At 63.1% G+C, this 22,601-nt stretch carries 17 protein-coding genes; 14 read left to right on the plus strand and 3 right to left on the minus strand.

All coding sequences use genetic code 11. The annotated features are described in order from the left end of the window. The 7 genes from JQN68_RS13120 to JQN68_RS13150 all read left to right on the plus strand — a co-directional run. The coding region (locus tag JQN68_RS13120; protein ID WP_249621235.1) for a DUF3347 domain-containing protein at window positions 1–713 on the plus strand (713 nt) is incomplete at its 5' end. Between the two features lie 39 nt (window positions 714–752). Beyond that, on the plus strand, window positions 753–4,754 hold the full coding sequence (locus tag JQN68_RS13125) for an efflux RND transporter permease subunit (RefSeq protein ID WP_249621236.1): 4,002 nt from the start codon (window positions 753–755) through the stop codon (window positions 4,752–4,754). A 228-nt stretch (window positions 4,755–4,982) separates the two neighbouring features. Further along, entirely contained in the window at window positions 4,983–6,044 is a 1,062-nt protein-coding gene (locus tag JQN68_RS13130) for an AI-2E family transporter (protein WP_225073441.1), read from the plus strand. Between the two features lie 146 nt (window positions 6,045–6,190). Then, the gene (locus tag JQN68_RS13135; RefSeq protein WP_225073440.1) at window positions 6,191–7,696 is read left to right on the plus strand and encodes an efflux transporter outer membrane subunit; all 1,506 of its coding nucleotides are present in this window, start codon (window positions 6,191–6,193) and stop codon (window positions 7,694–7,696) included. Between the two features lie 76 nt (window positions 7,697–7,772). Further along, on the plus strand, window positions 7,773–8,957 hold the full coding sequence (locus tag JQN68_RS13140; RefSeq protein WP_225073439.1) for an efflux RND transporter periplasmic adaptor subunit: 1,185 nt from the start codon (window positions 7,773–7,775) through the stop codon (window positions 8,955–8,957). A gap of 10 nt (window positions 8,958–8,967) precedes the next feature. Next, the gene (locus tag JQN68_RS13145) at window positions 8,968–12,123 is read left to right on the plus strand and encodes an efflux RND transporter permease subunit (RefSeq protein ID WP_225073438.1); all 3,156 of its coding nucleotides are present in this window, start codon (window positions 8,968–8,970) and stop codon (window positions 12,121–12,123) included. A gap of 32 nt (window positions 12,124–12,155) precedes the next feature. Further along, window positions 12,156–12,770: a TetR family transcriptional regulator gene (locus JQN68_RS13150; protein ID WP_225073437.1), complete on the plus strand. Its 615-nt coding sequence runs from the start codon at window positions 12,156–12,158 to the stop codon at window positions 12,768–12,770. Window positions 12,771–12,839: 69 nt separating this feature from the next. On the opposite strand, the gene JQN68_RS13155 is transcribed toward JQN68_RS13150, so the two are convergent. The 3 genes from JQN68_RS13155 to miaA are packed head-to-tail and all read right to left on the minus strand — an operon-like array spanning window position 12,840 to window position 15,549. Continuing rightward, the gene (locus JQN68_RS13155; protein WP_225073436.1) at window positions 12,840–13,286 is read right to left on the minus strand and encodes a PilZ domain-containing protein; all 447 of its coding nucleotides are present in this window, start codon (window positions 13,284–13,286) and stop codon (window positions 12,840–12,842) included. Between the two features lie 25 nt (window positions 13,287–13,311). Beyond that, window positions 13,312–14,619, minus strand: a complete 1,308-nt coding sequence (locus JQN68_RS13160; RefSeq protein ID WP_225073435.1) for a glycosyltransferase family protein — start codon at window positions 14,617–14,619, stop codon at window positions 13,312–13,314. A gap of 30 nt (window positions 14,620–14,649) precedes the next feature. Continuing rightward, a complete protein-coding gene (miaA, locus tag JQN68_RS13165; RefSeq protein ID WP_225073434.1) occupies window positions 14,650–15,549 on the minus strand; it encodes a tRNA (adenosine(37)-N6)-dimethylallyltransferase MiaA in 900 nt (299 codons plus the stop codon). Between the two features lie 269 nt (window positions 15,550–15,818). Between miaA and pcnB the strand changes: the two genes are divergently transcribed. The 7 genes from pcnB to JQN68_RS13200 form a co-directional block, all read left to right on the plus strand. Beyond that, window positions 15,819–17,129, plus strand: coding sequence for a polynucleotide adenylyltransferase PcnB (pcnB, locus tag JQN68_RS13170; RefSeq protein ID WP_249621237.1), 1,311 nt, complete (start codon window positions 15,819–15,821; stop codon window positions 17,127–17,129). 39 nt (window positions 17,130–17,168) lie between these two features. Then, entirely contained in the window at window positions 17,169–18,119 is a 951-nt protein-coding gene (locus JQN68_RS13175; RefSeq protein ID WP_225073432.1) for a tetratricopeptide repeat protein, read from the plus strand. 63 nt (window positions 18,120–18,182) lie between these two features. Further along, window positions 18,183–19,565 carry a UbiD family decarboxylase gene (locus tag JQN68_RS13180; protein ID WP_225073431.1) on the plus strand — a complete coding sequence of 461 codons (1,383 nt, stop codon included), beginning with the start codon at window positions 18,183–18,185 and terminating at the stop codon, window positions 19,563–19,565. A 72-nt stretch (window positions 19,566–19,637) separates the two neighbouring features. Continuing rightward, the gene (locus JQN68_RS13185) at window positions 19,638–20,216 is read left to right on the plus strand and encodes a cob(I)yrinic acid a,c-diamide adenosyltransferase (RefSeq protein ID WP_225073430.1); all 579 of its coding nucleotides are present in this window, start codon (window positions 19,638–19,640) and stop codon (window positions 20,214–20,216) included. A 231-nt stretch (window positions 20,217–20,447) separates the two neighbouring features. Further along, complete coding sequence (locus tag JQN68_RS13190; RefSeq protein ID WP_225073429.1) at window positions 20,448–20,987, plus strand: Slp family lipoprotein; 540 nt, start codon at window positions 20,448–20,450, stop codon at window positions 20,985–20,987. A 53-nt stretch (window positions 20,988–21,040) separates the two neighbouring features. Next, window positions 21,041–21,745 carry a lipid-binding SYLF domain-containing protein gene (locus JQN68_RS13195; protein WP_283775544.1) on the plus strand — a complete coding sequence of 235 codons (705 nt, stop codon included), beginning with the start codon at window positions 21,041–21,043 and terminating at the stop codon, window positions 21,743–21,745. A gap of 134 nt (window positions 21,746–21,879) precedes the next feature. After that, window positions 21,880–22,601, plus strand: a 722-nt coding sequence (locus tag JQN68_RS13200; RefSeq protein ID WP_225073428.1) for a UbiA-like polyprenyltransferase, incomplete at its 3' end; no start/stop codon positions are given.

Genomic DNA, 22,601 nt, shown 5'->3' on the forward strand with positions numbered 1-22,601 from the left:
GGCTCGCCGAAGGCGAACTGGTGGTGGTCCATGGCGCTTTCAAGATCGACAGCGAACTGCAGATCCGTGGCCTGCCCAGCATGATGGCGCCGGAGGGCGGTTTCCGGGGCGGCCACGATCACGGCGACCATGGGCCAACGCCTCCTGCCGCGCCTTCGGCACCGCAACCGGCGAGCGCTCCCCATGGAGAGCATGCTTTGCAGCCGCCTGTCGCTGCTGCCGCGGAAACGACAGCAGTAGCGCCTGCGGTTTTGGACACCGGGGTGCTGCTGCAAGCCAATTTTGCGCTCGTTGCGGCCTTGGCCGCTGACGATCCGGTGGCGGCGCAACGCGCCTCCCGACAGGCCCGGGAGTCCCTGGGGCGGATCGATGCGAGGGCCCTGCCGCCCCTCGAGGGCCGGCAGTGGCATGCCTGGCACGCCGAAATGGATGCCGCCCTGGCCCGGTTGGCGCAGTCCGCCGTCCTGGCAGAACAGCGCCGGTATTTCGAGAGCTTCAGCAACGTCCTGCTGAAGGTCGTCGCCCTGCACGGGGTCGGTTCGGCGGACTCTGTCTACCGTGCCATGTGTCCCATGGTGGAGGGGCGCGAAGGTTACTGGCTGCAGCCTGGTCGAACCATTACCAATCCCTATTTTGGGGCGGCCATGCTGCGTTGTGGCGAAGTGATGGAAGACCTCGGCTCGCGTCCGGCTACTCCGCATCACCAGCACTGACCGGACCCTGCAACCCGTTGACGTATTGGATGGCTTCCCATGAATCAGAGCCCGACTCCCGAACCGGAGCACAAGTCCCCCATTGACCGCCTGATCCGTTTCTGCCTCGAGCAGAAGCTGATCGTTGCCGTGATCACTGTGCTGATTGTTGCCTGGGGCATCGCCGTGGCACCCTTTGACTGGCATATCGACTGGTTGCCGCGCAATCCGGTGCCGGTGGACGCCATTCCCAACATTGGCGAGAACCAGCAGATCGTCTTCACCGAATGGCCCGGCCGTTCGCCCCAGGACGTGGAGGATCAGATTACCTACCCCCTGACCGTCTCGCTGCTTGGTGTGCCCGGCGTCAAGGAGGTGCGCAGCCTCTCCATGTTCGGCGCCTCCATGGTGTTTCTGATCCTGGACGAGACGGTGGAGTTTTACTGGTCGCGCTCGCGCATCCTGGAAAAGCTCGGCAGCCTGCCTGCCGATTTGCTGCCCGATGGCGTCCAGCCGACCCTGGGGCCGGATGCTACCGCCCTGGGTCAGATCTTCTGGTATACCCTTGAAGGCCGCGATCCCGATGGCCATCCCGTGGGCGGCTGGGATCTCCATGAACTGCGCCGGGTGCAGGACTGGTTCGTCCGCTATGGGCTGCAGTCGGCGGAAGGCATCAGCGAGGTGGCCTCCATCGGCGGCTTTGTGCAGGAATACCAGGTCGATGTCGATCCCATGGCCATGCGCACCCTGGAAGTGGGGCTGAATGAGGTGGTCGAGGCCGTGCGCCGCAGCAATCTGGATGTCGGCGCCGGCGTTACGGAAATCAACCGGGTCGAATATACCCTGCGAGGTCTGGGTTTTCTCAAGAGTGTTGAGGATATTGAGCAGGCGGTGGTCCGCACCGGGCCGAACCGCATTCCCATCCGGGTCAAGGATGTGGCGACGGTGGTCCTGGGCCCCGCCGATCGGCGCGGTGCCCTGACGGTGGCCGGGGCGGAAGCCGTCGGCGGCGTGGTGGCGGTGCGCGAGGGCTACAATCCCCTGCAGGCCATCAACAATGTCAAGGGCCGCATGGAGGAAATTCGTCCCGGCTTGCCGGCCAAGGTGGTGTTCGACTGGACCCGGACCACCCCGGCGGCGGTTCGTGCCTTCAGTGCCGCTCAGGGCTTTGAGGGTTTTTCGGGTACAGAACCCGATCACCGCGCCTGGCTGGGCTGGTTGCGCAGCCATCCGCGGGAGCTTTGGCCTGCAGGGGTGACCATCAGCCAGGTCAGCATCATCCCCTTTTATGATCGCACCGGGCTGATCAAGGAGACCCTTGGTACCCTCAACGATGCCCTGCTGCAGCAGATCCTCGTGACGGTGCTGGTGGTGGTCGTCATGGTCTTCCACCTGCGAACCTCGCTGCTGATCAGCATCATGCTGCCCATGGCGGTGCTGATGTGTTTCATCGCCATGAAGATTGTCGGGGTCGACAGCAATGTGGTTTCCCTGGCCGGCATCGCCATCGCCATCGGCACCATCGTCGACATGGGATTGATCGTATGCGAAAACATCCTCAAACATCTGGATGAGGCCGATGCCGGAGAAAATCGGCTCGAGGTGGTTTATCGGGCGACCCGCGAAGTCGGTTCGGCGGTTCTGACCGCTATTGCCACCACGGTGGTGAGTTTTCTGCCGGTCTTCACCATGACCGGTGCCGAGGGCAAGATGTTCGGTCCCCTGGCCTACACCAAGACCTTCGTGCTGCTCGCCTCGGTGATCGTCGCCCTGACTCTGATCCCGGCGGCGGCTCATCTGGTCATTGCCGGCCGATCCGGCGGGCACGGCGCCCTGTACCGCTACCGGGCCGGGGGGCAGGCGCTGCTGGCCCTTGCCCTGCTGGTGGTTGCCCTGTGGCGGGGTTGGAGCCTGGTGTGGCCGATTGCCCTGGTGCTGCTGGGTGTGGCGGTTGGCCGGTATTTTTGGGACCGTCTGCCCGCCGGGCTGCGCCGCCGGGGACCCTGGCTGACCAATGTTCTGGCAGCGGTGCTGGTGGCCTGGTGGCTGGCCGTGGCCTGGGAGCCGTTGGGGCCGGAGCGCGGCATGATGCGTAACCTGCTGTTCGTGGTGCTGCTGGTTGGAGGATTGCTGGGAGGGTTTCTGCTCTTCCGCCATTTCTACGAAAGCATCCTGCGTTGGTGCCTGGCGCATAAGGCGCTGTTTTTGGCCCTGCCCGTAGTGATGCTGACCTTTGGCGTGCTGGTGTGGCTCGGCTTCAGCCAGGTGTTCGGTTTCATTCCCGCTCTTGCCGGCCGGGTCGGCTTGAACGAGCACCGGCTTCGCGCCAGCGCGCCATGGGTCAGGGCGGCGCATGCCTTTCCCGGCTTGGGCCGCGAATTCATGCCGGCGCTGGATGAGGGGGCCTTCCTCTGGATGCCGACGGTCATGCCCCATGCCTCCATCGGCGAGGCCCTCGAGGTCATGCAGTACCAGGATCTGGCCATCGCTTCGGTGCCCGAGGTGGACACCGTCGTCGGCAAACTGGGGCGGGCCGACAGTGCCCTGGACCCGGCACCCATCTCCATGATTGAGACCATCATCAACTACAAACCGGAATATATCCTGGATGAGGCGGGGCGCCGCGTCACTTTTCGTTTTGACCGCCGCAAGGGGGAGTTTGAACGGGATGCCGCCGGAGCCTTGATTCCCGAGTCATCGGGCCGTCCCTATCGCCAGTGGCGGGAACACATCCGCTCGCCGAACGACATCTGGCAGGAGATTGTCCGTACCGCGCACATCCCGGGAGCGACTTCAGCGCCGAAGCTGCAGCCCATTGAAACCCGTCTGGTGATGCTGCAGACCGGTATGCGCGCTCCCATGGGCATCAAGCTGCGCGCCCCCGATCTGGAGACTCTGGACCGGATGGGGCTGGAACTCGAAGGCTGGCTGCGCCAGGTGCCGGCCATTGTCCCGGAAACCGTCAATGCCGAGCGGGTGGTGGGCAAGCCCTACCTGGAACTGGCCATTGATCGCGCCCGCATCAGCCGCTTCGGCTTGACCATCGAGGATGTCCAGGAGGTGATATCCATGGCCCTGGGCGGCATGACCGTGACCCGGACCGTGGAGGGCCGTGAACGCTTTCCGGTGCGCATTCGCTATCCGCGGGAATTGCGCAACGACCTGGAGCAGCTCGAAAGGGTGCTGGTGCCGACGGCCGACGGCGCCCAGATCCCCCTCAAGGAACTGGTCTCTATCGATTATCAGCGCGGACCGCAGATGATTCGCAGCGAGGAAACCTTTCTGACGGCCTATGTCACCTTCGGCGGCCAGCCTGGTCTGGCCGAGGTCAATGTGGTGGAGGCCGCCCAGAACTTCCTCGAACAACGTATCGCCGCGGGAGAGTTGTTCATCCCGCCCGGCGTCAGCTATCGCTTTGCCGGCAATTACGAAAACCAGCTGCGAGCGGCCCGGACTCTGGCCGTGGTGCTGCCCATGTCCCTGGTGGTGATTTTTCTGATCCTCTATCTGCAATTCCGCTCGACCCTGACCACACTGATTATTTTCAGCGGCATCGCCGTGGCCTGGGCCGGCGGTTTCATCATGATCTACCTTTACGGTCAGGAGTGGTTTGCCAATTTCAGCGTGTTAGGCGTCAACATGCGGCAGCTTTTCCAATTGCACGCCATCAATCTCAGCGTTGCCGTCTGGGTGGGGTTCCTGGCCCTGTTCGGCATCGCCACGGACGACGGGGTGGTCATGAGCACCTACCTGCAACAACGGTTCGGCAATGAACCCGCCGATTCCATCGAGCAGATCCGGGAGACCACTGTCGCCGCCGGGTTGCGCCGGGTGCGCCCCTGTCTGATGACCTCCGCCACCACCATCCTGGCTCTGCTGCCCATTCTCACCTCCACCGGCCGCGGCTCGGACATCATGATTCCCATGGCTATTCCCAGCCTGGGCGGCATGACGCTGGTCATGATCTCCATGTTTACGGTGCCGGTGCTGTACTGCCTCGTCGAAGAATGGCGGTTCAAACTGGCCGGCAAGGCGCTCTGCGAAGCAAGGGACAGTCGGTGATCTGAGCGGTTGTGATGGAGCCTGATGAAAAAAGCAGGGTGCACAGGATGTACGCCCTGCTTTTTTTCGTCTGCGTCCTGGTTAGAGGTGTAGGCCAGGGATTCAGGCCCCAACGGCAGCATTGCCTTTCCCCGGGCGAAGGGCTAACATCGGTTTCGCTCGGGCAACCGTCTATTCGCCCGGGCGTGGTCGGTCGTCCAATCACAGCTTATCCACAGGAGGGTGTGGATGGAAAAACGTATTGCAGGCAGTGCGCAGATTTTTTTGCTGTTGGCCAGTCTGGTGATCATCGTTGCCGGGCTGGCAGCGGCCAAGGCGATCCTGGTTCCGGTGCTGCTGGCCGGCTTTATCGCCATCATCGGCTCCCGTCCCATGTTCTGGCTGCAGCGCAAGGGTTTTCCGGTCTGGCTTTCGGTGCTGCTGGTGGTGCTGCTGGTGATTCTGGCCGGCTTGTTGATCATGGGGCGATTCGGCGCTTCCATCAGCGGCTTTTATGAAAATCTGCCGACTTATGAGGCCAAGATCCGCGACGAGTCCGGCGCGGTCATCGACTGGCTGGAGCGGAGAGGAATCCGTAATGCCGGGGAAATGGTCATGCGGGTGGTCGACCCGGGATCGGCCATGCGAATGGTATCCTACCTCCTCAACGCCTTGGGCCATGTGTTGACCAACGGCTTCCTGGTGATGATGACCGTGGTTTTCATGCTCTTGGAGGCCTCCAGCTTTCCCGCCAAGCTGCGCCGGATTTTCGGTCATGAAGCGGCTCTGGGACAATTGACCGAATTCATCGACAATGTGCAGCGCTATATGGCCATCAAGATGCTGACCAGTCTGGTCACCGGCGGCCTGGTCACGGCGGGGCTGATAACCATCGGCATCGATTATCCGCTGCTTTGGGGGTTGTTGGCCTTTTTATTGAACTTTGTGCCCAATATCGGTTCCATCGTGGCGGCCATTCCGGCAGTGCTTTTGGCCCTGGTGCAGTTCGATGCCGCCCGTGCCGGCTTGGTGGCCGGCGGCTACCTCATCGTCAACCTGGTCATCGGCTGCCTGATAGAGCCGCGTTTCATGGGGCGTGGTCTGGGCTTGTCGACCTTGGTGGTGTTTCTGTCCCTGCTGTTTTGGGGCTGGCTGCTCGGTCCGGTGGGCATGCTGTTGGCCGCGCCTCTGACCATGATTGCCAAAATCGCCCTCGGCAGCCGCGAGGAAACCCGCTGGGCGGCCATTTTGCTGGGACCCGAGGGCAATGGTGCGGGCCTGCCGGTCCGTCGCAAAAGGCGGCGGGATTAGCGTTGCCGATTCATCCAAGGGTGACCGATGCGGGTTGCAGGGATGGGTTGGGAAAAATTTCGGGCGGGTAAAATTTTGGTTGGTTTTTTTAGATACATTTGTGTATGTTTGTTTCTGTTGTTTTCTTCCGACCGAGGATTGAACCTATGGGTGAATCGATGTGCGAGGGGCAGGCCGGGGGCCGCCGGCGGTTGGTGGCACGCCGGTTATCGCGGGCCTGCGGCCTGTTGGTAGTACTGTTGGCCGCCGGTTGCATGGCCGTGGGGCCGGATTATCAGAAGCCCGAAACGGCGGTGCCGGAGGGCTGGCGGGAACTGCCGGACCCGGGCCTGGTGCGCGACGGGGCAGTGGTGCGGGAGTGGTGGACGCTGTTCGATGATCCGCTGCTCAACGACCTGATCGCCGCCGCCGAAGCGGGTAATCGCAACCTGCGCCAGGCCGTGGCCCGGGTCAAGGAGTCGCGTGCCCGCCTGGGGGTGGCCCGTGGCGAACGGTTGCCGCAGGTGGAGGCGCAGGGCAGCGCCATCCGGCAGCGGGGCAGCGAAAATTCCCTGACCGGCCGCGGCTATACCGAAACCCTGTACCGGACCGGCTTGGATGCCAGCTGGGAACTCGATCTGTTCGGTCGCATCAGCCGGTCGGTGGAAGCGGCGACGGCGGATTACCAGGCCAGCGAGGAGGAGCGCACGGATGTGCTGGTGTCCCTTTACGCCGAGGTGGCGCGGACCTATTTCGCCGTTCGCACCTACCAGGCGCGTCTGATTGCGACCCGCGGCAACCTCGAGTCCCAGCAGCAGGTGCTGCGCCTGACCCGCTCGCGCTTCGAAAACGGCTTGGCCACCGGCCTCGATGTGGCCCAGGCGGAGCAGGTGCTGGCCGCCTCCCAGGCCGAGGTGCCGGTCCTGAACACCCTCCTGGCCCAGGCGATTCACAACCTGTCCGTACTGCTCGGCCAGCCGCCGGCAGCCCGTTACGAGCAGCTCAGCCAGATCGGTCCGATCCCGGTACCGCCGGAGGCGGTGACCGTCGGTGTGCCGGCCGATGTGCTGCGGCAGCGTCCCGACATCCGCCGTGCCGAGCGCCTGCTGGCCGCCCAGACGGCCCGCATCGGGCTGGCCAAGGCCGATCTCTATCCACGCCTGTCCCTGTCCGGCACCTTCGCCTTCGAATCCATCGACGCCGGCGATCTGTTCAAGGGTCCCAGCCGGGTTTTCGGTTTCGGCCCGACCCTGCGTTGGCTGCTGTTCGACGGGGCCCGGGTGCGCAGCCAGGTTCGCGTCGAGGATGCCCGTACCGAGCAGGCTTTGAATTTCTACGAACAGACGGTACTGAACGGCCTCAAGGAGGTGGAGAGTGCTATGACCGAGTATCTCGAGCAGCGCGAGCGTCTGGCGGCCCTGGAGCGGGCCGTGGTGGCCGCGCAGCGTTCCCTGCACCTTGCCACCCGCCTCTATCGGGACGGTCTGGTCGATTTCCAGAGTGTGCTGGATGCCCAGCGGGCCCTGTTCGACAGCGAGAATTTGTTGGCCATGGCCCGCGGCAATACGGTCATCAACCTGGTCGATCTTTATCGTGCCCTGGGCGGTGGCTGGCAGCCCGGGTTGTATGGCGCTGCCGCGCCGGATGGGGTCGGGGCGTCGGGCGATAATTGAAAGCGATTTTTCGATTGGGCAATCAATACCTTGGCGGCCGCTAGTGGCCGCCGTTGAGAACTGGAGAAAACAGATCATGACGGAGTATGGCAAACGGCTTAAGGGACCGGTTTTTGACAGCATCCTGCTTCTGACCGCGGCAGCGGCCATTTTTCTGGCGGGTTGCCGGGAGCAGGCCGGCTTTGTCGCACCGCCGCCGCCGACGGTTACCGTGGCCTTGCCCCAGCGCCAGGACATCACCCACTATGCCCAATACTCCGGTCAGACGGACGCGGTGGAATCGGTGGAAGTCCGGGCCCGGGTCGAAGGCTATCTCCAGAAGCTGCACTTTACCGATGCCGCCCAGGTCAAGCAGGGCGATTTGCTGTTCACCATCGATCCCCGACCCTATCAGGCCCGGCTCGACGAAGCCCGGGCCAACCTGGCGACCCGGCAGGCGGAATTGCGCCTGGCCGAAGCCACGTTGAAACGCAAGCAAAGCGCGTTTCAGGATCAGGCCGTCAGCGAGGTGGAAGTCATCGAGGCCCAGGCCCTGCGGGATCAGGCGCGGGCCGCCATCGATGCAGCGCGGGCCGCCATTGAGACGGCGCGCCTGGATCTGTCCTACACTCAGGTACGAGCCCCCATCAGCGGCCGTATCGGCCGGCGTCTGGTGGATGTGGGCAACCTGGTCGGCGCCTCGGAAAAGACCCTGTTGGCCACCATCGTCAATGCCTCGCCGGTGTACGTTTACTTCAACGTCAACGAACGCGATCTGCTGGAATTTGAAAAGTGCAGTAAACAGCAGCCATCGACCGCCGGCAACGGCGATGCCTCTATTTTCCTCGGGTTGGCCACCGATGCGGATTTCCCCTTCCAGGGCAAGGTCGACTTCACCGACAACCGCGTCGATCCGGATACCGGCACCATCCAGATGCGAGGCGTGTTCGATAATTCCGCCGGCCGGTTGCTGCCGGGTCTGTTCGCCCGGGTGCGCCTTCCGATACGGATTCAGCAACAGGCCCTGGTGGTGCCGGAGCAGGCCCTCGGCATCGATCAGCAGGGCTATTACCTGCTGGCCGTCAATGCTGAAAATATAGTCGAATACAAGCCGGTCAAGGTTGGGCCGGAGGTGGATGGCCAGCGGGTCATCGACGGCGGGATTACGGACAAGGACCGGATTATCATCAATGGCCTGCAGCGCGCCCGGCCGGGCGGCCAGGTGACGCCGATGGAACCTTCGCCGCCTGAAGCGGCCGGCACCGCTCCGGCGAAGCAGTAGGGGGACGGCCATGTTCAGCGGTTTTTTCATCCGGCGGCCCATTTTCGCCTGCGTCATTTCCATTGTCATCATCCTCGTCGGCCTGGTGGCGGCGCGCACCCTGCCCATCGCCCGCTACCCGGAAATCTCGCCGCCCACGGTGCGTGTCACCGCAACCTATCCGGGCGCCAATGCTCAGGTGCTGGCGGAAACGGTGGCGCAGCCCATCGAGGAACAGATCAACGGCGTCGAGGGCATGCTCTACATGTCCAGCACCTGCTCCAACAGCGGGGTCTACAGCCTGACCGTGACCTTCGAGATCGGCACCGATCTGGATATGGCCCAGGTGCTGGTCCAGAACCGCGTGGCGGTGGCGGAGCCGACCCTGCCCGAAGAGGTGCGGCGACTCGGCATCACCACCAAGAAGCAATCCACAAACTTTTTGCAGATTATTTCCCTGGTCTCTCCCGATGAGCGCTACGATACCACCTTCCTGAGCAACTATGCGACCTTGCGGGTCAAGGATGAGCTGATCCGGGTGCCGGGCGTGGGGGAGGTTACGGTATTCGGTGCGCGCGATTACAGCATGCGCATCTGGCTGGATCCCGACCAACTCAAGGCGCGGGGCCTGACCACCACCGATGTCATGGCGGCATTGCAGGAGCAGAACGTCCAGGTCGCCGCGGGACAGATCGGAGAACCGCCGGCGCCGTCCGGCCAGAGCTTCCAGTTCACCATCAATACCCAGGGGCGGCTGCGTGAAGCCGAGGAATTCGGCAACATCATCCTCAAGACCGGGGAGGGCGGCCGCCTGACGCGTTTGCAGGATGTGGCGCGGGTGGAACTGGGTGCTCGATCCTACAGCGATTTCGCCGAGTGGAAGGGCAAGCCGACGGTCGCCATCGCCATCTACCAGCTGCCGGGGTCCAACGCCCTGGAAGTGGCGGCCCGGGTCGAAGCCAAGATGAAGGAACTGTCGGGGGCTTTTCCCGAGGGCATGTCCTATCTCATCCCCTTCAATACCACGGATTTTGTCGATCGCTCCATCGCCGAGGTGGTGCAGACCCTGTTCATCACCGTGCTGTTGGTGTTTTTGACCATTTTCATTTTCCTGCAGGATTGGCGCGCCACCCTGATTCCGGCTCTGACCATTCCCGTGTCCCTCATCGGCACCCTGGCGGTCATGGCCGGCCTGGGCATCAGCATCAACCTGCTGTCCCTGTTCGGCATCGTGCTGGCCATCGGCGTGGTGGTTGACGATGCCATCGTGGTGGTGGAAAACGTCGTGCGCAACATTGACGAACTGGGGTTGCCGCCAAGGGAGGCGACCTTTCGTGCCATGCAGGAGGTCACCGGCCCGGTCATCGCCACCACCCTGGTGCTGCTGGCGGTGTTCGTGCCGACGGCTTTTCTGGGCGGCATCACCGGTCAGCTCTATCGGCAGTTTGCCCTGACCATCTCCACGGCCACGGTGTTCAGTTCCATCAATGCCCTGACCCTGAGTCCGGCCCTGTGTGCCGTCCTGTTGCGGCCGACGCGCGGCGTGCATCATTGGTTTTTTCGCTGGTTCGACTGGACCTTCGACCGGACCCGCAAACTCTACGCCCGCAGCCTTGGCGTCCTGATCCGCCGGGCAACCCTGACTATGGTGCTGTTCGCCGTACTCACCGCCGCCTCCTTCTGGGGCTACCTGCGGCTGCCGACGGGGTTCGTGCCGACGGAGGACCAGGGTTACTGCTTTGTCAGCGTACAACTGCCTGATGCCGCGTCCCTGGAGCGGACCGCGGCGGTTCTGGATGAGATGAATCAGCGGCTGAGCGCCATGGAAGGCGTTGCCAACTGGGTGACCATCGCCGGCTTCTCCCTGGTGGATATGGCCGCCGCGCCGAACATGGCCACCATCTGGGTGGTTTTCAAGCCCTGGGAGGAGCGCACCGCTCCCCATCTCAGCCAGGAGGCCCTCATCGGCCAGCTCTGGCAGAGCTTCGGCGCCATTCAGGAGGCGCAGATCTTCGCCTTCGCCCCACCGGCCATCCAGGGACTGGGTTTTGCCGGAGGGTTTCTGATGGAGGTTCAGGACCGCGGTGGGCTGGGGCTCTCTGTCCTGCAGCAGATGACTCAGGAAATGGTCGAGGCGGCCAATGCCCAGGAAAAAATCGAACGTTCCTACAGTACCTTCCGTGCCAATGTGCCGCAGCTGTATGCCGATGTCGATCGCACCCAGGCCAAGAGCCTCGATGTGCCCCTGAGCAATGTCTTCGGCACCCTGCAGGCTTACCTGGGTTCGTTGTACATCAATGACTTCAATATGTTCGGTCGGACCTACCAGGTCAAGGTGCAGGCCGACAGCCGGTTTCGCAGTCGCCCGGAAGATATCCGGCGGCTCGAGGTGCGGGACAGCAGCGGCCGGATGATTCCCCTCGGCACTCTGGTATCCGTGCGGGAAATGGTTGGTCCCCAGATTGTCAAGCGCTACAACATGTACCCTTCGGCCACCATCAACGGCCAGGCGGTGCAGGGGTACAGTTCCGGCGAGGCACTATCATTGATGGAGAACCTGGCAGCGGCCAAACTGCCGGCCTCCATGGGCTACGAATGGACCGGCATGTCCTACCAGGAAAAAACCACCGCCAGCGAAGCGCTGTATATCTTCGCCCTCGCCGTGGTCTTCGTCTACCTGGTGCTCTGCGCCCAGTATGAAAGCTGGTCCTGCCCTCTGGCCATCATTCTGTCCGTGCCCCTGGGGTTGCTCGGGACCGTCGCCGCAGTCATGATGCGTGGGATGGAAGTAAATGTTTACAGTCAGATAGGCATCGTGCTGCTCATCGCCCTGGCATCCAAATCGGCGATTCTGATCGTTGAATTCGCCAAAGTGCGGCGGGAGCAGGGGGATGATATCGTCGAAGCGGCCCTGTTGGCCGCCCGTCTGCGTTTTCGAGCCGTGTTGATGACCGCCCTGACCTTTGTCCTCGGCATGTTTCCGCTGGTGGTTGCCCGCGGCGCCGGTGCGGCCAGCCGTCAGGCTGTGGGCACCGCCGTGTTCGGCGGCATGCTGGCGGCGACGGTGCTGCTGGTGCTGTTCGTGCCGGTATTTTACGTGGTTATCCAGCGGGCCAGCGAGTGGCTGCAGACGCGGGTCTGGGCGAGGTTCATGGGCCGCGGCGAGCCGGAAAAAGGGTCGGAATGAGTTGCCGGGCGTTTCACCGGCAGGGATGAACCATGGCAAGAAAAACCAAAGTCGAAGCCGAACAGACCCGCCAGGACATTCTGGACGCGGCCTTGGAGCTGTTCAACAGCAAAGGTTATTCTCGGACTACCCTGGGGGATATCGCGCGTAGGGCGGGGGTGACCCGCGGTGCCATTTATTGGCACTTCAAGGATAAAGTGGAACTTTTTCTGGCTCTCAAGGAAGAGATGGAACGTTCCACCCAGACACGTCTGGAAGACATCCTGGCCAACGAAGTTCGCTCCCTCAATGATTTGCTGGAAAACGCTCTGCGTTTTCTGCGGGTGCTGGAAAACAACGATCGCTTTCGCATCTACTTTGAAATCATCTTCTATCGGACCGAGTTTACCGAGGAATTGCAGCCGGTGATGATCCAGCAGCGGGAGAAGCTGCAGAAGCTGGTGTTCAAGGACCACCGGGTATTTACCGCTTTGCAGCAAGGCGGTGAGGTGCGCGGTGACGTCGATTGTCTGCAGGCGGCCATCGGTTTTGTGGCCCTGGTCATCGGTCTGTTCGATCTGTGGCTGCTGGATCGGGACTTCTTCTGTCTCACCGAGAGGGGCGCGGCGCTTATCGGCGGCTATCTGGACAACCTGAAGCCGACCTGAATCGCCTGGAATTTCTTATGCCCCTCAAGTAGTCAACTTCAGCCTTCGGACTTCAGTCTTCAGCCTTGCCTACGCCGCCGGAATCTGCAATTCGCGCAGGCGCCGGGCGGCCTGTTTGCTTTCGCACCGCCGCACCCATCGGTCCAGGGTTTCGGCGACGGTTTCCGGCAGGTCCACGAAACGCAGTCCCATGCCCGGCTCAAGGGTTGATTTTCGGGAAAAATTGCGTCCCCAGACCACTTCGCACTGACAGGATATGGCTTCACCGAGGGGTGGGATGGGCACCAGCAGGGTAAACCGTTCTCCCGGGGTGCGCGGGTTGGCGGTGGCGATAAACAGGCCGCCGCAACTGATGTTGCGGGCATAGCCGAAAAAGGGTCGCGCGCCCCGTTCCTCGTTTTCGCGCAGGACCAGCAGGGGTGGTGAAAGGTGGGTGCGAAGGGCTGCTTTGCAATGGGCAGTCAGGGTCGATGTTGCCGATGCGGCCGGCGTTTCGTTCGTCCTGGAGGAAGGCATGGCATGGTCTCCTGTAGCTGTTGGTTCAAAAAGTCGTCCGGCGATGGGTTGCCCTTCGATTGCCGCCGGTTGCAGCCTGTAATCGCCGCAACTGCATCAGTTGCTGTTCCGCTCCGGCGGCGGCCTCAAGGCCGATGCCATTCATCAAATCCGGTACGGCATGTTCCGGACTGCAGCGCGGCCAGGGGCCGGAGGCCAGATAATGGAGCAGACGGGTGGTTTTCAGGCCGTCGAACCAGCCATGAAACGCTGCTCGTCGGGCGACGGCGGTGGCATGGTTGCGGGACAATCGGTCCCAGACCGCCACGAAGTTCTCTCTTTCCAAGAATTGTGCCAGGTAGGGATGGGTTCGGCCGGCCCATTGCTGGATTGCGGCGCCGGTGTCCTGCCAGTGCCCGGTGGCGTGCTTCAGCCAATCACCGAGCAGACTGTAGGCCCGGGGCTGATGGAACAGGCTGCCCCCGCCTGCCGGGTCGCACAGAGCGGCAACGCTGCGGCCGGTACCGAAGGGCGTGCGCTCCGAAATCCGCGCCGAGGGGAAAACCACCGTTCCCGAAAGCTGTTCGACCCCGTCGGTTTTGGCCAGTTGCTGCAGAAAATAGAAATCTTCCCCGGCCTGGCGCCGGTTCATGCCCCCGCAGCGCACGTAACTGTCGGCCCGGCAGGCCATGGTGCTGCCGATAGTGTGAAAGGCATAGGGCGAGCCGGCCAGTCCCAGGCCCAGAACATGGCAGCGCAGGTACAGTTCGTAGAGGACCATGGCCTGTCGCTGTTTGGCGTCATCGGGCAGAGGATGACAGAAGGGCAGCACGGCTCCTCCCTTCGCCGTTTGGGCAAAATGGTCGCGCAGGGCCGGCAGGTAATCGGGTTGGACCAAGGTGTCGGCATCCAGCGCCGCCAACAACGGATCCGTGTGCCCCCATGCCAACCGTTCCAGTACCAGATCGAACCCGATTTTGCGGGCCAGACCCACACCCCCGTCGGCGACCGGCAATTCCCGACCGGGCGAGGCGGCGTCGATCCAGGCCAGTTGCAGGGGTCGCAGGCAAAGGCACCGACGGTTCAATAATTCAAGAGTGCGACGGTTGTCGGCTTGTTGTGCGGTCGGCGTGTCCGGACGGTGGTTGACCACCACCAGGATCAGGAATTGCTGCAGCAGTTCCGGCGGGTTGGCGGCCAAGCTTGACAGAGTATGGAACAGGTCTGTGCTTTCCGCCAGAGCGGGAATGACCACCGCACCGGCAAAGCGCCGGCCGTCGTCCCCCTGGATCCGCCAGGGGCCCGGGACGGCGCGCCGTGCCAGATAACGCTGGACGGTTGCGGGCAGGGACATGGGCTGCTCTCTTCAGCGATGTGACGCGGTTCAGGCCGATCTCCATGCGGCCAACAGTTCTGCGAGGGTATCGCCGGCCCCGTCGAGCCAGTGGATTGCCACCCCCTGGCGTTCCATGCGCCGAAACCAGGTTTCCTGGCGCTTGGCGAACTGCTGGATGGCCGTGGTCAGTTGGCGGATCATGTCCTGGCGGCTCAGTTGCTCCTGCAGGAATTCGGCCACCAGCCGATATTCGAGCCCATAGCGCTCCAAGCGCTGCCAGTCCAGGCCGGAACGATGCAGATCCTGCACTTCTTCGATCAGTCCCTGCTCCAGGCGTTGCCGTAAACGTTCGGCAATGCGTTGCCGCAGGGCCGAACGCTCCCAGCGCACACCGAACACCAGCGGCTGGAGGGCCGGGAGGGACAGGGCCGCACCCCGGGCGGCCTGTTCTCCCAGGGCGATTTCGATGGCCCGCACCAGGCGTTCCGGTTCATTCAGGTCGGTGGTATTGTGCTGCGCCGGTTTCAGGGTCAGGAGGCGGGCCCGCAGTTCCATCAGGTCGAGGCCCATAAGTTCCCGACGGAGTTCCGGGTTTTCCGGAACTTCCACCAGTTGGTAGGCGCGCAATACCGCGTCCAGATAGAGGCCGGTGCCGCCGGCCAGCACCGGCAGCCGCCCCCGTTGGCGGATTTGTTCGAAGGCGGCACCGAATGCCCGCTGGAAATCGAAAACGCTGAATTCGGCACCGGGCTCCAAAATGTCGATGAGATGGCAGGGAACGGCGCCGTACTCGGCCAGATCCTTGCCCGTGCCGATGTCCATGCGGCGAAATACCTGGCGCGAATCGGCGGAGATGATTTCGCCGTTCAGGGCCCGGGCGGCAGCGACCGCCAGGCGCGTTTTGCCGGTCGCCGTGGCGCCGAGAATGACCAGAAGGTTGGGGGACATACGATTATCCTGATTTACGTTGTGGAAGTCGGTGGAATGTTTTCAAGCCGTTATCAGTCCGGCCTGATATTTATCCGTGGGGTGGCCGGGGCCGATCAGCCGCATGATAGGGACTTTTTTCATCCATGGCAATGCGCGGCCTTTTCATTGCCACGATTCTTTGCTAGGTTGTGTCATTCAGACCCGCGCTTTCCCATGCTTTGGGCCACGATTCCCGCTGGTCCGGAGAGCGCACCGAAATGTTCATGACCGGAAACGATTGCAGCCCGATGCACACACCTGGATCAGACACCACGGCCGGTGACGGCCTGCCGGTACTCCTGCCCCGCTCGCAGCACTCCATTTCCCGCCAACATATCAACGAACACACCCTGAAGGTGCTCTATCGCCTGCGGCGCAGCGGTTTTCAGGCCTTTCTGGTCGGCGGCGGGGTGCGCGACCTGCTGCTGGGCCGGCAACCCAAGGATTTCGACGTCGGTACCGATGCGACCCCCGAGCAGGTCCGGCAGTTGTTCCGCAACTGTTTTCTGGTGGGGCGTCGTTTCCGCCTGGCCCATGTGCGTTACGCCGACAACTATGTGGTCGAGGTGGCCACCTTCCGGCGCCAGCCGAAGCCGGAAGAGTTGCCTGAAAACCCCGAGGAACACTTCTTTTTTGCGGAGAATGTCTACGGTACGCCGCAAGAGGATGCCTTTCGTCGGGATTTCACCATCAATGCCCTGTTCTACAACATCGACGATTTTTCCGTGATCGATTATGTCGGCGGTCTGGAAGATTTGGCGGCCCGGCGCCTGCGGGTCATCGGTGATCCGGCGACGCGTTTCGCTGAGGATCCGGTACGCATGCTGCGGGCTTTGGAGTTTGCTGCCCGACTCGGCTTCAGCCTCGACGAGGCGACCCGCGAGGCCATCTACCGCGCTGCCCCCCTTATTGCCGAAGCCGCCCCGGCGCGGATCCGGGAGGAACTGCTGGAACTGTTCCGGCACCAGGTCGGCGGCGCCGTATTGCGCCAGGCCCAAGCCATGGGGCTGCTGCCGCACTTGCTGGCCGGCTACGAAGGCGATGATGAAACTTTCGCTTTGCTGGAGCAGCTTGATGGGCGTACTGCATCCGGAATCCCCATCCAGGAGCCTTTCGTGCTGGCGGCCCTGTTCCTGAGCCGCTTCCGGCAGCTCTGTTGCCCTCCTCAGGAGGCAACAGTCAGCGATGCCCTGCGCACCGCCAATCTGCTGTTGAACTCCATCTGTGGCTATTTTCGCATCGCCCAGGGCAGCCGTGCCGCGGCCCGGGAACTGCTGACCGGCTTCTTTCGCCTCTCCGGCGGCCGCGGTCGGCGGGGCGAAGGTCGTTTTCTGCGGCATCCCGTCTGGTCTCAGGCCATGCAGCTGCTACAGTTGTGGGTAGCGGCGACCGGCGAGGGACAGGAGTTGCTGGCGGCCTGGCAGGAGATGGGGGGGGCGGCGTCCCCGGCATCCCCGGCCGCCCCGGGCCGGCCCGGAACCGCCGGCCGCCGGCGCCGTCGGCCCCGCCGCCGCAAAAAACCGGCCGCGCAGACCGAAAAACGGCCTTCCGATTCCTGAGGCCTGTTGCCACCGACCCGAGCCCATAAAGGAGCCGTTATGCGCTGTGCCCGTTGCCATACGCCATTGTCCGAAAGCGATCGGTTTTGCCCCCAATGCGGACAGAAACGGGAGTTGGATCCCGGCAGCCTGCATGAGCAGGCGCTGCAGTTGTACCATCGCGGGCAAACCGAGGCCGCTGTGGCACTCTGGGACGACGCGGTGGCGCTGGATCCGGATTTCAGCCTCGGCCATTATTACCGGGGGTTGGCCCTCTATGACCGGGGTGATCTTTCGGAAGCTTTGAGCGCTTTCCGGGCTGCATTGAAGGGCTCTCGTGAGCCGTTCCGCATCCTGTTCAAATTGGGCCTGGCCCAGTATGGTCTCGGCGATCTGGCGGGCAGCATTGACAGTTTTCGGCGCGCCTTGCAGCTCAATCCGGACAGCGCCGAAACCTGCTATCGCCTGGGGTTGTCCTACCTGCGCCAGTCCGACCTGGAGCATGCCCGCGAAGCCCTGGACGGTGCCATTCGCCTGAACCCGAAGTATGCCCGGGCGCTGTTCATTCTTGGCATGGTCTATTCCCAGCAGGGCGACAACGATCGGGCCATCGAACTGTTCCGGCAGGTCGAAGAGGTCAGTCCGGCCTACACCGAAGCCCTGTTCGAACTGGGCATGGCCCTGCTACGCAAGGGCGAGCTGGCGGCCGCTGCCGACCAGTTCGAACGCACCGTGGCCAACAGCCCGCGCTTTACACCGGCGCAGTTCATGCTGGCGGAAGCGCGGCGGCGCCTGGAGGACTGGCCGGCGGCGGTGACGGCCTATCGGCGGGCCCTGACCCTCAATCCCCGGGATCTGGACGGTTGGCTGCAATTGGCAGACTGTCTGCGACGCCTGAGCCGTTTCCAGGAAGCGGTTGAAGCCGTCGGACAGGCCCTGGCTCTGAGTCCCGACCATCCCGGCGCCAAAGCATTGGCCGCGACGCTGGGCGATGTCGGGCCGGAAACCTGAGCGTCGGGCCGGCCGGATGTCGTCGGCAACAGCTCCGCGCCAGGATGTGAAAGTATAGCGAACATGGCCAGTGCCCCCGAGGGAGTCAGGGATTTGCGCGGTTTCATCGAACTGCTGAAGGCCCGCGATGAACTGCGCCAAATCGGTGCCGAGGTAGACCCTTGCCTGGAAGTCGCCGCCATCACCCAGCAGGTCAGCAAGGGTGCGGCGGGCGGCCGTGCCTTGCTGTTCGAGCGGGTGCGGGGGCACCGCTGGCCGGTGGTCACCAATCTGTACGGTTCCCACCAGCGCGCCGCCTGGGCTGTCGGTGCCGCTTCGGGAGCCGCCCTCCAAACAAACTGGCGACGGGCCCTGGCCGACATGGCGGCCAACCGTGCCGAAGATGGCTTGCGCGAGCTGCTGGCCCGGCAGCCCTCCCCCTGCATGATACATTCTCAGGCCGCACTCTGCCGCGAGGTATGGCTGCCGCGTCCCGATGCCCTGAGCTTGCCGGCTTTGCAGTCCTGGTCCGGGGACGGCGGCCGCTACCTGACCCTACCCCTGGTTTTCACCCGTGATCCTGACACCGGTGCCGGCAATTGCGGCCTGTATCGGGTGCAGCTGTTTGCCGACGGCCGCCTGGCAGTGCGCTGGAAACCCGGCAGCGACGCGTACCGCCACTGTGCCGCATGGCATCGCCGGGGTCGGGCCATGCCGGTCGCCATTGCCTTGGGCGGCGACCCGGCGTTGCTTTTCGCAGCCGCCTTTGCCCTGCCGCCCGATGCGGACGAACTGGCCCTGGCCGCCTGGCTGCGGGGCCGGCCGATGACCATGACCCCCTGCCTGACCAGCGACCTGGCCGTGCCGGCCACCGCCGAATTCGTTCTGGAAGGGCTGGTCGAACCTGGCGTCGAGGGCCTGGAAGGGCCTTTCGGCAACCACACCGGCAGCTATCAAGCAGCTGCTCCCGCGCCTTTGCTGCGGCTCACCTCCATGAGTCACCGGCAGGCGCCGGTGTTGCCGGCCACCGTGGTCGGCCCGCCCCCCATGGAGGACTGTTTCCTGGCCGCTCTGGCCGGTTACCTGCTGCTGCCTCTGCTGCAGATGGATTTCCCAGACATCGTCGATCTGCATCTGCCTCTGGAAGGCATATTCCACGGCAATGCCTTGCTCTCCGTGCGTTCCGGTTGCTGTGGGCGGAGCTTGATCCAGGCCTTGTGGCGGCACGGCCCGTTTCGCCATGCGCGGTTGCTGGTGGTGCTCCCGGCGGCGGTGTCGCTGCGGGATGCGGCGATCTGTTACTGGCATGTCCTCAACCATGTCAGGCCGGAGCGGGATCTGGTCATGGCGGAGGGCCGTCTGGGCATCGATGCCACGGCGGGTGGCGAGGCGGCTTTTCTGGACCATGGTCCGGCCATGTCGGGGCATCTGCGGCGACGCTGGCGGGAGTACGGTTTGGAGCCCTGAAGTCCGTTCTGAAAAGATTCCCAAAATGGGCTAGAATGTAGAAGCGGGCGGTAAACCATTGGGGAGAAGGTCATGACAGAAGCCGGCAAGCCGATAAAGGTGGAGCGACTGGTGCCGAAGGAACGTCACGGATTGATCGTGGTCCTGACCGGCCATGGTAAGGGCAAAACCTCCTCGGCACTGGGGATGGTGCTGCGAGCCTGCGGCCACGGCCTGCGCAGCTGTATTATCCAGTTCATGAAAGGCGACCTGTATGCCGGTGAGTGGGACGGCATCAAGCGCCTGGGCGACAATGTCGAGCTGTTTGCCACGGGCAAGGGTTTTTGCGGTATTCAAGGCAATCCCTATCCCTTCAGCGAGCATCGCGCCAATGCTCAGGAAGCCTTGCACCTGACCCTGGATAAAATGGCCTCGGGCCGCTTCGACCTGCTGGTACTGGACGAGATCAACAATGCCTTGCACCTGAAGCTGATCGATCTGGAGCAGGTGCTGGAAGTCATCCGGCGCAAGCCGCCCCTGTTGCACCTGATCATGACCGGCCGCGACGCCCATCCCCAAATCATCGAACTGGCCGATACGGTCAGCGAGGTTCGCGAAATCAAACACGCCTTCCGCAAGGATATCGAGCCGCAACCGGGCATCGATTACTGAACCTTGGCGGTCGGCGACGGGGCGTTGCGGCCACGGGCACAAGCTGGAGGACGAAGAACCGGCGTCGCCGAACGGCAACAGTTACCGGCCCGGCGTCTTCTTCCATGGCCTCCCGCAAACTCTATTTTGCCTCTGTTCCGGCAGGCTACCGGTTTTCAGCTTTTGTCGCTGTTTGGCGACGAGATGGTCCGGCCCGGGATGCCTTGCCGGAACCAGCGCGAGGAGAAGACCATGAAACGCATGCTGAAAGGCGCAGGTGCCTTGGTGTTGCTCGGTCTGCTTGCCGCTTGCGGATCCGTGCTTTCCAAGGATGCCCGTTACCAGGTAAACCATGAGGTGGTTTATTCGTCCTTGAAACAGAACCCCGATGCCTATCAGGGCAAGACGGTGATTCTGGGTGGCCTGATTCTTGAAAACGCCGTCTCGGATGATGGCAGCACTCTGGAGATACTCAAGTACTCTTTGGACCGGCGGGATGAGCCCAAGGATCCGGATGAAGCCGGCGGTCGATTTTTGGCCCGTACCGATCGTTTGCTCGATCCGAGCATCTACAAGTCCGGCCGTCTGGTCACCCTGACCGGCACTCTGATCGGCGAAGAAGTCCGACCGTTACAGCAGGCTCGTTACCGGTATCCCGTATTTCGTATCGGCGAACTGTATCTGTGGCCGGAATCGACCCCGGAGATGCGTTATCCCTATCCGGGATATTACTATCCGTACCCTTATTGGCCCTACATGCCCTACCGTTACCGGTATCCCTATTGGTGGTAGGGAGCGGAAAAATCAACCATACTCGATTTGCAACGACCGAAAGGAACTCTGCCATGATGGCAAAAACCGTAGGCCCCAAGGTCTGGGTGATGTTTTTGGTGTTACTCAGCGGCCTGATGTTCGGTTCGACGGCCTTGGCCGAGCCGGAAAGCCAAAAGATTGAAGAAGCGACCACGGTGCTGGAACAGATCATGGCCATCCCGGAAGGCGCCATTCCTCCGAGCCTGCTCGGCAATGCCTATGGCATCGCCATCATCCCGCGGGTCATCAAGGCGGGCTTCATTGTCGGCGGCCGCTACGGCACCGGGGTGGTGCTGGTGCGCGGTCCCGGCGGCGCCTGGAGCAACCCTTCTTTTGTGTCGATCACCGGTGGCAGCCTCGGTTGGCAGATCGGCGCCCAGTCGACGGACGTCATCCTGGTGTTCAAGAATCCCAGCAGCATCGAAGGCCTGATGAAGGGCAAATTTACCCTCGGGGCGGATGCCGCAGTCGCTGCTGGGCCGGTTGGGCGCCGGGTGGAAGGGGCGACGGATGTCACCCTGCAGTCGGAGATCCTCTCCTATTCACGCAGCCGCGGCTTCTTTGCCGGCGTTTCTCTGGAGGGCTCGGCGTTGCAGATCGACGCCAAACGCAACGCCAATTTTTACGGCAAGCGGGGCATTACCGCCCTGGAAATTTTTCATGGGCATACCAGTACCCCGCCGGCTGCCCAGGCTTTGCGCCGGACCCTGGACCGCCACGCCCCTCGACCTCAGTAACACGTCCATCATCGGAGTGCATGGGGCCGTCACCATGGTGGCGGCCCCATGTGTTTGAAACTCCGTCAGGTTGTCCGGACACTTCCGGCTTGGCCCGCCGCGAGGCTCAGGCTATAATCCGCCCGGAGGTGCTCATGTCGTTGTTGTCCCCGATTCTGCTCCGGCTGCGCCTGGTGCTGGAGATGATCAAGTTTTCCCATTCCCTGTTCGCCTTGCCCTTTGCCCTGATCGGCGCGCTGCTGGCGGTGCGGGTTTCAGGTCAGTGGCCGACCGCCGGCCAACTGGTCTGGATCGGCCTGGCCATGGTCGGCGGCCGTTCCGGGGCCATGGCTCTGAACCGGCTCATCGATGCCGACATCGATGCCGCCAATCCCCGTACCGCCGACCGCCATCTGCCGACGGGAAAGGTTTCAAGGCATACGGCCTGGCTCTTGACCTTCTGGTCCTTCGCCCTGCTGCTGCTGGCGGCGGCCCGTCTCAATCCCCTGTGTCTGGTACTGGCTCCGCTGGTCATGGTACTGTTCGTCCTCTATCCTTTCTGCAAGCGCTTCACCGCCTGGTCGCACCTGGTGCTGGGCGCCTGCCTGGGGGCGGCGCCCGTCGGCGCCTGGATCGCCCTGCGCGGCGATGTGTACTGGCCGGTAGTGACATTGGGGCTGGCGGTGCTGTTATGGGTGGCGGGATTCGATATCTTCTATGCCCTGCAGGATGAGGATTTCGACCGCCGCTACGGCCTGTTTTCCCTGCCGGTGCTCCTGGGGTCGAGCCGGGCCCTGGATTTGGCGCGCCTGTTCCATGCCGCCATGGTGGTGTTGCTGGTGCTGGCCGGCTGGGGCGGGGGGTTGGGGTTCTGGTA

It is taken from the genome of Desulfuromonas sp. CSMB_57, from assembly GCF_020194955.2.
Taxonomy (GTDB): Bacteria; Desulfobacterota; Desulfuromonadia; order Desulfuromonadales; family Syntrophotaleaceae; genus JAFCIY02.

Coding starts and splice junctions, on each gene's coding strand:
- JQN68_RS13125 (WP_249621236.1), top strand. CDS start 753: ATGAATCAGAGCCCGACTCCCGAACCGGAGCACAAGTCCCCCATTGAC.
- JQN68_RS13130 (WP_225073441.1), top strand. CDS start 4,983: ATGGAAAAACGTATTGCAGGCAGTGCGCAGATTTTTTTGCTGTTGGCC.
- JQN68_RS13135 (WP_225073440.1), top strand. CDS start 6,191: ATGGGTGAATCGATGTGCGAGGGGCAGGCCGGGGGCCGCCGGCGGTTG.
- JQN68_RS13140 (WP_225073439.1), top strand. CDS start 7,773: ATGACGGAGTATGGCAAACGGCTTAAGGGACCGGTTTTTGACAGCATC.
- JQN68_RS13145 (WP_225073438.1), top strand. CDS start 8,968: ATGTTCAGCGGTTTTTTCATCCGGCGGCCCATTTTCGCCTGCGTCATT.
- JQN68_RS13150 (WP_225073437.1), top strand. CDS start 12,156: ATGGCAAGAAAAACCAAAGTCGAAGCCGAACAGACCCGCCAGGACATT.
- JQN68_RS13155 (WP_225073436.1), bottom strand. CDS start 13,286: ATGCCTTCCTCCAGGACGAACGAAACGCCGGCCGCATCGGCAACATCG.
- JQN68_RS13160 (WP_225073435.1), bottom strand. CDS start 14,619: ATGTCCCTGCCCGCAACCGTCCAGCGTTATCTGGCACGGCGCGCCGTC.
- miaA (WP_225073434.1), bottom strand. CDS start 15,549: ATGTCCCCCAACCTTCTGGTCATTCTCGGCGCCACGGCGACCGGCAAA.
- pcnB (WP_249621237.1), top strand. CDS start 15,819: ATGCACACACCTGGATCAGACACCACGGCCGGTGACGGCCTGCCGGTA.
- JQN68_RS13175 (WP_225073432.1), top strand. CDS start 17,169: ATGCGCTGTGCCCGTTGCCATACGCCATTGTCCGAAAGCGATCGGTTT.
- JQN68_RS13180 (WP_225073431.1), top strand. CDS start 18,183: ATGGCCAGTGCCCCCGAGGGAGTCAGGGATTTGCGCGGTTTCATCGAA.
- JQN68_RS13185 (WP_225073430.1), top strand. CDS start 19,638: ATGACAGAAGCCGGCAAGCCGATAAAGGTGGAGCGACTGGTGCCGAAG.
- JQN68_RS13190 (WP_225073429.1), top strand. CDS start 20,448: ATGAAACGCATGCTGAAAGGCGCAGGTGCCTTGGTGTTGCTCGGTCTG.
- JQN68_RS13195 (WP_283775544.1), top strand. CDS start 21,041: ATGATGGCAAAAACCGTAGGCCCCAAGGTCTGGGTGATGTTTTTGGTG.